Origin of the sequence: Lysinibacillus sp. NPDC093692 (genome assembly GCF_050280125.1) — a bacterium.
In the GTDB taxonomy this organism is placed as follows: domain Bacteria; phylum Bacillota; class Bacilli; order Bacillales_A; family Planococcaceae; genus Lysinibacillus.
Genome location: NZ_JBNNUW010000015.1, coordinates 28,878 through 40,587, shown reverse-complemented (window position 1 = coordinate 40,587; position 11,710 = coordinate 28,878). Strand labels below are relative to the sequence as shown.

Genomic DNA, 11,710 nt, shown 5'->3' with positions numbered 1-11,710 from the left:
GATTTTTTTTCATTTGGGTATTCTCTCTTTGAGTTCCATAAGTACTTTTTGCCAATATTGTTTCATTTCTTCTCTTACATTCTGATTAGAAAGTTTTTCTTGATGGAAGCTAATAGTAGTTTTATTACTTGCACCCGGTATAATACGAACTTGTACGGTTGATGCCTTGTCCCATCCTACCTTTTGCCAAGTTAGACGAAGTTGTTGTAAAGGTTTAACTACGCGTATTTCTCCTGACCCTAATTTCGTAATATAGTTCTGTCCTGGTTCAAGGATAATGAACATACTCTCTCCTAACCATACGTTTAATCCATCTTGTGAAGTAACTAGGTTCCAAGCTTCCTCTTTGGAAATCGGGAACATCCTTCTAACACCTACTTGAAACCCTACTGTTTTTGTTTGTCCAATAATTTTCGGATTATCCACCTTCTTACCTCCATCACTAGTATTTATCTGTAATAATATTATTTCTATTTCTGCTTTCTGTTTCCTTGCGCATCCTCAAATTTTTTTGTTAAACAGTAGAAGACTCCTTTGATAGAGATACAAAAGAGTAATATAAAAAATCCACCTCTTTTTTAGTAAATCTTTTTATACAAAAATATTTATTTTTGCAGTAAAACCTCGAAAATAACTAGTGAATCAAAATGTAGTAAATTCGCATTTACACATCCTTTTGTACATATACTTATATATCAAATTGGTCTTTTCTAAATTTACTTTGATACGTTAAAGAAAGAGGTGATGGTCGAATGAAAATTGTCAGTCAAGTGATGAGAAAACAAATATTTCGGGCGATGATTATTGGAGGAGTAGTAGGACTTTTTGGTGTAGGCATTTTTTTAGGTATTCTTCAAGCGAGCACTCAATTTTCTATAAAAAATGATAGTAATGAGGTAGCTAATAAAAGTAATAATAATACCAAAGGGGAAACCATTACGACAGCGGGAGGAGCAACGAACGGACCCATGCTTTTTGCTAGTCAAGCAGGGGTCTATTCAAATTATGAAAGTGCAAGCGCATTTGTATCTGAACACCCTTCATTAAAAGAAAGTGCCATTGTCGAGGTCGATGGAAAATTTCACATTTGGACAAGTGTGGTAACAGATGAAAGTCAACTTGTTTTCTTAAAAGATCCTGCAACATTTAAAAAAGCATTCACTTTGAGTGGCGACAGTTGTAAGGAGGCAACACTTGCAGAGCTTCCATCTGTGCTAACTGACAAAAATGCAACAAAATTAAATTTTAAGGATAATTCCAAAGATTCTACGCTACCTGCTGATTGGCAATCTATTGGAGCAGCAGCCTCGTCTATTTCAAGCGATACCAGCATCATTCGATTACAAGTTTTGGCCCATTACAAATCGAAAAATGCTTGTCTTCAAGTGAAATTTTAAGCATAAAAGATAGTGAAATAAGCATTATCTTGATTTTTAGAAAATTTTCAAATGCCAAATTCTCCGTTATGATAACTAATAAGGAGGAATGGTCAGACAATGTTTAAAATAAATCACAAGATAGTGCTTGCTTCTGCTTCACCACGACGAAAGGAATTACTTACTATGCTATCCCTTCCGTTTGACATATTAACTAGTGAAGTAGAAGAGACAAGCGTTCAGGCAACTACAATGCAAGATTATGTAAAAGGTGTAGCTCTATTAAAAACACGTGATGTGGCAAAAAAAGCGCCAGATGCAACGATTATTGGAGCGGATACGATTGTTGTTTATGATGATGAGCTACTCCATAAACCAAAAGATCGTGAGGAGGCAATTTCTCACTTATTGCGCTTATCAGGGAAGTGTCATGCGGTCATGACAGCTGTTGCCATTATTGAGCCTGACGGTCATGAAACTACATTTGTGGAAGAGACAAATGTTGTCTTTCATCAATTATCGCAGGAGCTCATCGAAGCATATGTAGATTCGGGAGATCCATTTGATAAAGCAGGCGGTTATGGCATTCAAACTGCTGGAACCCTCCTAGTGAAACGAATTGAAGGAGATTATAACAATGTTGTCGGTTTACCACTTGCAGCGTTGTTTACGCAATTGGTAGCACGCAATATTATCCAATTTGCGAAGGAGTGAGGCTTTTTTGACGAATGATGTTTTACAAAGGACGATGATACGAGACGTTCATATAGAAGATCGCCCCCGTGAAAGACTACGTAGACAAGGAGCTATGAGTTTATCGAATCAGGAGCTACTGGCTATTTTACTAAGGACAGGAACTAAAGAAGAGTCTGTCCTTGTACTGGCAAATCGCGTACTAAGCGTTTTTGAGCGTTTACATCATTTGAAACATGCAACAATAGAAGAAATGGTTGCTATTAGAGGGATTGGTGAGGTTAAAGCCATTCAGTTATTAGCGGCAATTGAACTCGGTAGACGTCTCGCGCAGAAACATAGCGATGAAAAATATACGATTCGTTCCCCGCAAGATGCCGCTACCTATTTAATGCCTGATATGACCTCATTGAATCAGGAACATTTCGTCGTTCTTTTTTTGAATGTGAAAAATCAAATTATTCATAGAAAGACAATTTTTATAGGTAGTCTAAATGCTTCGATTGTCCATCCAAGGGAGATATATCGCGAAGCTGTAAAAAGATCTGCCGCTTCTATAATTTGTGCACATAATCATCCTAGTGGCGTTCCAACACCTAGTGATGAGGATATTGAAGTGACGAGAAGAATTTTAGAGGCTGGTTATATTATAGGCATAGATTTAATCGATCATCTCATCATCGGTGATCATCAGTTTATTAGTTTGAAAGAAAAAGGATATTTTTAACTCTGCAATATATTTTGCAGAGTTTTTTTATTTAGTTTAAAGATGACAATCTCTAGCTAAATAAGATTTGTTGAGGTATATAATTAAGATTGTAGAGTGGTCACCGAATCATTTCGTGAAGCCTCACAGTGTTCCTTGTTTCTAAAATTTAGTGAAAATCAAATCGCTCCATTATTTTACAAAAAAATTTTTTTGTATTTTTTTGCGAAAAGCTAATAATGAAAACGAACCTTTTCTTATAGAATACGTTATTGTATTCATAGAAATGTCTATAATATTCACAAAAATTGGTAGCCTATTACACGTTGTCTTACAAGAATAAAAATTATATGCTAATCTATACGTACTGTTTTTGTTTGGGAGGGAATTAAAATAGTATCTTTTCCGTGAGAAGAGGTATGTGGCACTATAAATTCTTGCGTTTTTCCGTTATAATGAACGGTATGATTTTATTTTTATTCAGAAAAAGACTCTCATTCCAACAGGTGTGAGATAATTGAGTGTGTAGTTTTTTTCAGTAGGTGTCTAACACCGAGTGAATGAAGATAAAGCCTCGGGGTGTAAACGCGCCGAGGTATAAGTTGATGTCAACGAAAGTATGGCTTAAATAGAAAGGGAGTACACAAATTGTTTGGATTAGGAAATAAAGATGTCGGGATTGACCTTGGCACAGCGAATACATTAGTGTTTATTAAAGGGAAGGGAATCGTTTTACGCGAACCTTCAGTCGTAGCGAAAAATACAAAAACTGGAGATATCGTTGCAGTAGGTAACGATGCAAAAAATATGATTGGTCGTACACCTGGCTCAATCGTAGCAATTCGTCCTATGAAAGATGGCGTTATTGCTGATTTTGATATTACTACAGCAATGATAGAATACTATTTAAAAGAAGCTTGTAAAAATTCTGGTGGTAATTGGAAAAAACCGAATGTTATGATTTGTGTGCCTTACGGTATTACATCGGTTGAACAACGTGCGGTTATTGATGCTGCTCGCCAAGCAGGTGCTAAGGAAGCCTTTACAATTGAAGAGCCATTTGCAGCAGCAATCGGTTCAAACTTACCAGTATGGGATCCAACAGGGTCAATGGTCGTTGATATCGGTGGTGGTACAACAGAGGTAGCGGTTATTTCATTAGGTGGTATTGTAACAAGTGAATCCGTGCGTGTCGGCGGGGATGCAATGGACCAATCCATCATTTCGTATATTCGTAAAACATATAACTTAACAATCGGTGAACGTACTGCGGAAGCAGTGAAAATGGAAATTGGTACAGCGTTGGCTGAAGGTCCAGAAGAAAAAATGGAAATTAGAGGGCGCGATCTTTTAACAGGATTACCGAAAACGATCGAAATTTCATCACAGGAAATTTCTGAATCATTACGTGAAGCGGTAGCATCTATTATTGATGGAGTTCGAAAAACGCTTGAACAAACACCTCCTGAATTATCTGCAGACGTAATGGAACGCGGAATTGTCCTAACAGGTGGCGGTGCGCTATTAACAAACTTAGACAAAGTTATTAGCCAAGAAACTAATATGCCAGTATTTATCGCAGAAGATCCACTAGACTGTGTTGCTATTGGTACAGGTAAAGCTTTAGAACATATTGACTTAATTCGTCAACAACAAGTTAAAGGGTAAGGAGGTTTAGGCAATGCCACACTTTTTTTTCAATAAGAAATTAATTTTGCTGCTTGTGGGCATGGTTTTTATTGTGGCATTGATTAGCTTCTCATTACGTGAACGGACTAATGCAACTTTACCAGAGCAAATTATTAAAGACACTGTCGGCGTCGCACAATCTATTGTTGCGAAGCCGGCGAATTATATTGCTGGTGTTTTTGATAATATTGATTCCCTCTTAAACACGTACGAAGAAAATAAACGTTTAAAAGCACGCTTAGATGAATTTGTTGCTGTACAAGCTGAGGCATCGGACTTGAAATCTGATATTAAAAAGTTTCAAGAGCTTATGGACAAATCGGAAAGCTTAAAAGCATATGATCCGATTCATGCCACAGTTATTGCTAGAAACCCTGACCAGTGGGAAGACAAAATTATTTTAGATAAAGGATCTTCACACGGTGTAGAAAAAAATATGGCAGTTATGACAGCGAAAGGTTTAATCGGTAAAGTTACTAAAGTGACGCCTTTTACCTCTACGGTAGAGCTTTTATATTCAAATAATCCAAACTATCGTGTTTCTGCGATGGTTCCAGGAGATAAACAAGCATACGGTTTAATCGAGGGCTATGATAAAGAGCGTAATGAACTCATCATGAAGCGAATCGATTCAAGAGTAACAGTTAAAAAAGGTCAACAAGTAGTTTCATCGGGACTTGGCGGTATTTTCCCAAAAAATGTGCCAATCGGAGAAATAACTGAAGTAAGTACAGATGATCATGGCTTAACGAAAATGGCTTATGTAAGACCATCTGCTGATTCTTCAATTTTAGATTATGTTGTTATTGCTAAACGTTCCTCTACGATGATAGATGGATCTGATGGTAATAAATCGAACGGAGATTTAACACATCCACAACAGGGTAACGAGGAGGTTGAATAATGGTTCGATTTCTCATTCCCTCTGTGGCAGTTTTACTATTTTTACTAGAACCAGAGTTTGCTATGCTTTCACCGATTGAAGTGAAAGGGCATATCTATTATTTGGTCCCTAGATTTTTAATCTTATATTTAATATTTATATCCATCTATTACAGCCGTCAACGAGCGGTAATGTATGGACTTTTTTTTGGTGTCTTGTATGATGTGTTTTACATTGATATTATTGGATTATATTCAGTACTGTTTCCGCTAGTATGTTTTTTAGCAGGGTCAATTGTGAAAGTTATTCATCAGCACTTAGTTGTGACAACGACGATTTCAGTTGTTTTAGTAGCAATTTTAGAATTTATACTTTATCAATTCTTCTATCTTATCGACTTTACAACGATTCCATTTTCGGATTTCTTACGTTCACGACTACTGCCAACGATCATTGCTAATGCACTATTTTTAATGATTCTTGGTTGGGCCTTCAAGTATCTGATTAATGCGCGTGTCTTACAGAGAGCACGTGAAGTTTCTTAACAAAGAGCAACGTGGGGTGAGGCATTCATGAAAAAACAGTTAGTTAATATGAAGGGAACAAAGGATGGATTTGTTCTTCATTTAGACGATCAATGTGCGTATGTCGATTTAGTAGAAGAGCTAAAAAAGAAAGTTTCAGAGAGCGGTATCGATAGTAAAGTAGATGTACAATTATATTTGGGCTATCGATACTGTTCTGATGAACAAATCAAAGAGCTTATTAAAATTGTTCAGGAAACAGAGCAACTAATCGTTTCAAAAGTGCAAAGTGAAGTACTGACTGTCCATGAGAGCAACCAGAAAAGGATTGAAAGTCAACAAGATACATATTTAGGTGTGGTCAGATCGGGTCAAGTTCTACGTTCGCCAGGCGATATTATTATCGTAGGGAATGTCAATCCGAACGGGCGTGTAGAAGCAGCTGGCAATGTGTATGTCCTAGGTAAACTTAAAGGAATTGCACATGCTGGTGTTCATGGTAATAAGGAAGCAATCATTGCAGCATCTTGTTTTGAAGCCACACATATCATGATTGCTGATCAGGTTCAGGCAATGTCAGACGAACATGTAAAAACGATTAATCAAGAAGAGATGACTTGTGCATTTATTGGCTATGATGGGCGCATTACGTACGATCAAATTCACGCGTTAAAAAATATTCGACCATTGTTAAATGTGTCTAAGGGAGGAAGCTAGTGTGGGAGAAGCGATCGTCATAACTTCAGGTAAAGGCGGCGTCGGAAAAACGACGACAACGGCTAACCTTGGGACTGCATTGGCTCTACAAGGTAAAAAAGTATGTTTAGTAGATACAGATATTGGCTTACGTAATTTGGACGTGATTTTAGGTCTTGAGAATCGAATTATTTATGACTTAGTAGATGTTGTTGAAGGGCGCTGTAAGATTCATCAAGCGCTAATAAAAGATAAACGTGTAGATGAAAAACTATTTTTATTACCTGCTGCTCAAACGACAGATAAAAATGCTGTTAAACCTGAGCAAATGAAGAGCTTAGTAGAAGAATTAAAAAGAGATTATGATTATGTTTTAATAGACTGTCCAGCGGGCATTGAACAAGGCTATCGCAATGCGGTTGCTGGTGCTGATCATGCAATTGTAGTAACAACGCCAGAGATTTCTGCTGTGCGTGATGCTGATCGAATTATTGGCTTACTCGAACAGGAAGAAATTACGGCACCTAAACTAATTATTAACCGTATTCGCCAGCATATGATGAAAAGCGGTGATACTTTGGATGTGAATGAAATTACAACACATTTGTCTATAGATTTATTAGGAATAATTGTAGATAATGAAGGGGTTATTTCATCGTCCAATAAAGGGGAACCAGTAGTAATGGATCCTGCTAATAAAGCATCTCTTGGCTACCGTAATATTGCTCGAAGAATACTTGGAGAGTCTGTACCACTTATGGCCATTGAAGATGAACATAAAGGTGTATTTTCAAAACTAAAAGCGTTATTTTCAAAATAATCATCAACCTTTTCGTGCATTTGTACGAGAAGGTTTTTTCTTTGTGCATGAATGGACATGCAAGCTCATATAGTGTGAAAAAAGGATGAGGGCTTGTTTAAAAAATGGAAATGGTTGGTCGCGATATTACTTGTGGCTGCAACTATGCTAGTAATTCGTTTAGAGGATCAAGGCGTATTGGAAACACCGGTGCGAAAACTTGTTACAACATCAGCTGATTTGACTTATTTAAGCGAGCTCGGACAAAGCTGGTTAAATAAAGATGATGCAACAATTTTAGTATCGAGTGATGTTGGACAAACTGAACTATTAACATTTGCCAATGCGGAAGTTTTTAAGGAAGGCTTTTTATTGCAATATGACATGGGCTTACCGGTTTATGCTGGAAAGAGTGGTCTTGTCGTTTTTACCGGTCATACAAAATATACTGGTAAAACAATGACAATCAGTTATGACGATGGTACAACTGTATCCTATGGTATGCTAGATAGTTTAGCACAACTTCCATACACAACAGTGCAGGCAAACGATTTAATCGGCATGAAAGAGACGGGGCAACTCTATATCTCAATTGAGAAAGAAAAGGCACAATATAATTTGGAGCAGATTGTACAGTGGCTTGAAACAGCGGAGTCCAATGAAAATTAAACTGCATCTTCTATGTATCCCTCTCGTATTTTTAATGATTTTTACCGGTCAAATTGCTTATTACGCTATTATTTTATCTTCGTTATTATGGCATGAAGCAGGTCATTTGTTAATGGCGATGCTTTGTGGCGTTAGCGTAAAATCATGCGTAATTACACCTTACGGAGGGGAAATAGAATTTGAAAATCCAGCGGCTGTGCCAGCAACGTCACTCCTTTGGATTGCCTTAGGGGGACCAATCGCTACAATATTAGGGATTGGCCTCGCTTTTTTTATGCCAGAGCTGCTTGCGACTAAGCTTATTAATGTGCAACTTGTGCTATTAGCAATCAATGTTATACCGATTATTCCATTGGACGGTGGCAGAATATTTTTAGCGTGCTTATTTTTATTCAATCCAAGTGTTCGTGCGTTTGAATATTACTACTGGCTTTCTCTTATAATTGCCTTTATACTATTCATGATAACTTTAAGTTACCTTCCGCAATCTATTTTTATAGCAATTTTATGTTTATTTATATGGCTTCAAGTGTTAAAGGAATGGAATTATCGAAAATATCGTTTAGCATTTGAGAAATATGTAATGAAAAGATTGACTTGATAGAAATCGTGTGGTAATATTTTAATGTTATTGTTTGTAGCACCTGTGCTACTATAACCGCTCTGGAAAGGTCTAAGTATCGTATGATCACCTTTATAAACAGGCGAGTCTGAGTCTATGAGGAGGTGCAGTAAAATGTACGCAATTATTGAAACTGGTGGTAAACAAATCAAAGTAGAAGCTGGTCAAGAAATCTATGTTGAAAAATTAGGTGTAGAAGCTGACGAGGTTGTAACTTTCGATAAAGTTTTATTCGTAGGTGGCGAAAACGTTAAAGTTGGAGCTCCATTCGTAGAAGGCGCTACTGTAACAGCGAAAGTTGTGAAAGAAGGCCGTGCGAAAAAAATCGTTGTTTTCAAATTGAAAGCTAAAAAGAACTACCGTCGTAAACAAGGTCACCGTCAACCTTACACAAAATTAGTTGTTGAAGCTATCAACGCTTAATTATGAGGTGTAGCGAATGATACAAGTTACGATTCATCACAATGAAAATAGACATGTGTCAGCATTTGAATTTTCAGGACATGCGGAATACGATGAATCTGGTAAGGATTTAGTATGTGCAGGAGCATCTACCATTGCCATCGGTACGGTAAATGCTATTTATGCACTATTACAATTACAGCCAGAAGTCGAACAAGCTGCTGAAGGTGGAGGCTATCTTAAGGTAGACTTACCATCAGATTTAGAGCCTGAGATTGATGCAAAACTACAGTTAATTGTCCAAGTAATGACAGCCCAAGTGTATTCTATGGTGCAAAATTACGGACAATATATCCAAATCAACTACAACCAAGTAGGAGGTGGAACACAATGAAATTATTATTAACTTTAGACTTACAATTTTTCGCATCTAAAAAAGGTGTAGGTTCTACTAAAAACGGACGTGACTCTGAGTCTAAACGACTTGGTGCTAAACGTGCTGATGGCCAATTCGTAACTGGTGGTTCAATTCTTTACCGTCAACGCGGTACAAAAATTTACCCAGGTACAAACGTAGGTCGTGGTGGTGACGATACACTATTTGCTAAAGTTGACGGCGTTGTAAAATTCGAACGTTTAGGTCGCGATCGCAAACAAGTATCTGTATACCCAGCAACACAAGAAGCTTAATCTTTTATAAGATAACATAAAGCGGAGGACTGCATTTATTGCAGTCCTTTTTTTGGCTAAATTTCGATGAAGATTTAAGGGAAAAATACAGCAAAACTTGTTATACTAGTAAGGATAACTTTATTGGAGTGAATGGGATGAACAATCAATCACTAACCATTAGTGAAGTAATACGTTTTGCAAATCATGATTATGTGAATCAGCTGCAGCTTATTCGCATGAATTTAGATTTAGGTAGAATTGATGAATCAAAAAAACTTATTCAAAATTATTCAGAACAGTTACAAGTACTTTCTATCCTTAATCGAATACAATTACCGCAAACAATCGAATGGCTGCAAACGGCAGGCTGGCGCTATCCTTCATTGCCAATGAAGCTTAGTGGTGATATAAAAATGCCTGTCACAAATACGATTGATTCGGAAGTTGTAGATTACTTAAACAAAACAGTTATGCATGTTTATGATACATTAGATCCATTTACAGAGCAGAGCTTAGCGCTCGATGTACGTGTTGACGATCATACATTTGCCGTGACATTTACGCTAAATGGGCAATGGAGTGCTGATGCATTCACCGAAAAAGGTTTGAAACAATTAGACATTCAAACAGTGGAAGAGACAAATACGTCTTGGATATATGTATTGAGTGCAAGCAGGGAGTGAATTAAATGTTTGTCGATCACGTCAAGATTTATGTAAAAGGTGGCGACGGTGGGGATGGAATGGTAGCCTTCCGTCGTGAAAAATTTGTACCGAATGGTGGTCCTGCTGGTGGCGATGGTGGTCACGGTGGGAATGTTGTCTTTCAAGTTGAAGAAGGTCTGCGAACGTTAATGGATTTCCGTTACAAACGCAACTTCAAGGCTGACCGTGGTGAGCATGGTATGAGTAAAGGGATGCATGGTAGACGTGCAGATGATTTAATCGTTAAAGTACCACCGGGCACGGTTGTAATGAACGAAGAAACAGGCGTTGTTATTGCGGATTTAGTAGAGCATGGTCAACAAGCGATTATCGCAAAAGCTGGTCGCGGTGGCCGCGGGAATTCCCGCTTTGCAACACCAGCCAATCCTGCTCCAGAACTTTCTGAAAAAGGTGAGCCAGGACAAGAATTAAATGTTATATTAGAGCTGAAAGTACTAGCAGATGTAGGATTAGTTGGCTTCCCAAGTGTAGGTAAATCAACATTATTATCTGTTGTTTCTGCGGCAAAGCCAAAAATAGGTGCTTATCATTTCACTACAATCGTACCGAACTTAGGAATGGTTGAAACGGATGATCATCGTAGCTTTGCAATGGCCGATTTACCAGGTTTAATCGAAGGTGCGCACGAAGGTGTTGGTCTAGGTCACCAATTCCTCCGTCATATTGAACGTACACGTGTTATCGTACATGTAATTGATATGTCGGGTATGGAAGGGCGCGATCCTTATGAAGATTACTTAACAATCAATGATGAGCTAAAACAATATAATCTTCGTTTAACAGAACGTCCACAAATTATTGTGGCAAATAAAATGGATATGCCAGATGCAGAGGAAAACTTAGAAATTTTCCGTGAAAAAGTGGGCGATGATGTGAAAATATTCCCAGTATCAGCGGTTTCTCGCCAAGGTTTAAAGCCAGTATTATTTGAAATTGCTGACTTACTGGAAGTAACTCCAGAATTCCCATTATTCGACGATCTAGATGAAGAATCAGATGCAACGGTACTTTACAAACACCAATCTGAAGCAGATTCAATCGAAATCTCTCGTGATCCTGATGGTACATTCATTCTTGGTGGATATGCGATTGAGCGTATCTTCAAAATGACAGACTTCAGCCGCGAGGACGGTGTACGTCGTTTTGCACGCCAATTACGTGGTATGGGCGTCGATGAAGCATTACGTGAACGTGGTGCACAAAATGGCGATATTGTACGCTTATTGGAATTCGAATTTGAATTTGTCGACTAAG

The 11,710-nt window shown here is 37.8% G+C and carries 16 protein-coding genes and 1 other annotated feature; of the genes, 15 read left to right on the top strand and 1 reads right to left on the bottom strand.

The window, feature by feature from the left end; all coding sequences use genetic code 11:
- Positions 1–9: 9 nt before the first annotated feature.
- Positions 10–426 (bottom strand): SRPBCC family protein, encoded by a 417-nt coding sequence (locus ACQKN4_RS16070; RefSeq protein ID WP_427484181.1) that lies wholly within the window; start codon positions 424–426, stop codon positions 10–12.
- 326 nt (positions 427–752) lie between these two features.
- Between ACQKN4_RS16070 and ACQKN4_RS16065 the strand changes: the two genes are divergently transcribed.
- From ACQKN4_RS16065 to obgE, 15 genes are all read left to right on the top strand, one after another.
- Positions 753–1,397: a hypothetical protein gene (locus ACQKN4_RS16065; RefSeq protein WP_079563135.1), complete on the top strand. Its 645-nt coding sequence runs from the start codon at positions 753–755 to the stop codon at positions 1,395–1,397.
- 99 nt (positions 1,398–1,496) lie between these two features.
- Positions 1,497–2,090 carry a Maf family protein gene (locus ACQKN4_RS16060; RefSeq protein ID WP_427484180.1) on the top strand — a complete coding sequence of 198 codons (594 nt, stop codon included), beginning with the start codon at positions 1,497–1,499 and terminating at the stop codon, positions 2,088–2,090.
- A gap of 34 nt (positions 2,091–2,124) precedes the next feature.
- Positions 2,125–2,796 carry a RadC family protein gene (radC, locus tag ACQKN4_RS16055; protein ID WP_427484217.1) on the top strand — a complete coding sequence of 224 codons (672 nt, stop codon included), beginning with the start codon at positions 2,125–2,127 and terminating at the stop codon, positions 2,794–2,796.
- A gap of 627 nt (positions 2,797–3,423) precedes the next feature.
- Complete coding sequence (locus ACQKN4_RS16050) at positions 3,424–4,443, top strand: rod shape-determining protein (protein WP_079563567.1); 1,020 nt, start codon at positions 3,424–3,426, stop codon at positions 4,441–4,443.
- A gap of 13 nt (positions 4,444–4,456) precedes the next feature.
- Positions 4,457–5,368, top strand: a complete 912-nt coding sequence (gene mreC, locus ACQKN4_RS16045; RefSeq protein WP_079563568.1) for a rod shape-determining protein MreC — start codon at positions 4,457–4,459, stop codon at positions 5,366–5,368.
- Entirely contained in the window at positions 5,368–5,892 is a 525-nt protein-coding gene (gene mreD / locus ACQKN4_RS16040; protein WP_079563569.1) for a rod shape-determining protein MreD, read from the top strand. Before mreC ends, mreD begins: the two co-directional genes overlap by 1 nt.
- Before the next feature lie 27 nt (positions 5,893–5,919).
- The gene (gene minC / locus ACQKN4_RS16035; protein ID WP_079563570.1) at positions 5,920–6,588 is read left to right on the top strand and encodes a septum site-determining protein MinC; all 669 of its coding nucleotides are present in this window, start codon (positions 5,920–5,922) and stop codon (positions 6,586–6,588) included.
- Between the two features lies 1 nt (position 6,589).
- Positions 6,590–7,387: a septum site-determining protein MinD gene (gene minD / locus ACQKN4_RS16030; protein WP_079563571.1), complete on the top strand. Its 798-nt coding sequence runs from the start codon at positions 6,590–6,592 to the stop codon at positions 7,385–7,387.
- Between the two features lie 132 nt (positions 7,388–7,519).
- Positions 7,520–8,035, top strand: coding sequence for a peptidoglycan DD-metalloendopeptidase family protein (locus ACQKN4_RS16025; protein ID WP_427484179.1), 516 nt, complete (start codon positions 7,520–7,522; stop codon positions 8,033–8,035).
- Positions 8,025–8,636: a stage IV sporulation protein FB gene (locus tag ACQKN4_RS16020; RefSeq protein WP_079563573.1), complete on the top strand. Its 612-nt coding sequence runs from the start codon at positions 8,025–8,027 to the stop codon at positions 8,634–8,636. The genes ACQKN4_RS16025 and ACQKN4_RS16020 overlap by 11 nt, the downstream gene beginning before the upstream one ends.
- Before the next feature lie 45 nt (positions 8,637–8,681).
- Positions 8,682–8,757 (top strand) — a sequence feature (ribosomal protein L21 leader region).
- Between the two features lie 14 nt (positions 8,758–8,771).
- A complete protein-coding gene (rplU, locus tag ACQKN4_RS16015; protein ID WP_036124117.1) occupies positions 8,772–9,080 on the top strand; it encodes a 50S ribosomal protein L21 in 309 nt (102 codons plus the stop codon).
- Between the two features lie 16 nt (positions 9,081–9,096).
- A complete protein-coding gene (locus ACQKN4_RS16010; protein ID WP_079563574.1) occupies positions 9,097–9,453 on the top strand; it encodes a ribosomal-processing cysteine protease Prp in 357 nt (118 codons plus the stop codon).
- Positions 9,450–9,749 (top strand): 50S ribosomal protein L27, encoded by a 300-nt coding sequence (rpmA, locus tag ACQKN4_RS16005; protein WP_079563575.1) that lies wholly within the window; start codon positions 9,450–9,452, stop codon positions 9,747–9,749. Before ACQKN4_RS16010 ends, rpmA begins: the two co-directional genes overlap by 4 nt.
- Positions 9,750–9,886: 137 nt before the next feature.
- Positions 9,887–10,414 carry a Spo0B domain-containing protein gene (locus tag ACQKN4_RS16000; protein ID WP_079563605.1) on the top strand — a complete coding sequence of 176 codons (528 nt, stop codon included), beginning with the start codon at positions 9,887–9,889 and terminating at the stop codon, positions 10,412–10,414.
- Positions 10,415–10,419: 5 nt separating this feature from the next.
- Positions 10,420–11,709, top strand: a complete 1,290-nt coding sequence (obgE, locus tag ACQKN4_RS15995) for a GTPase ObgE (protein ID WP_079563576.1) — start codon at positions 10,420–10,422, stop codon at positions 11,707–11,709.
- Position 11,710 lies beyond the last annotated feature (1 nt).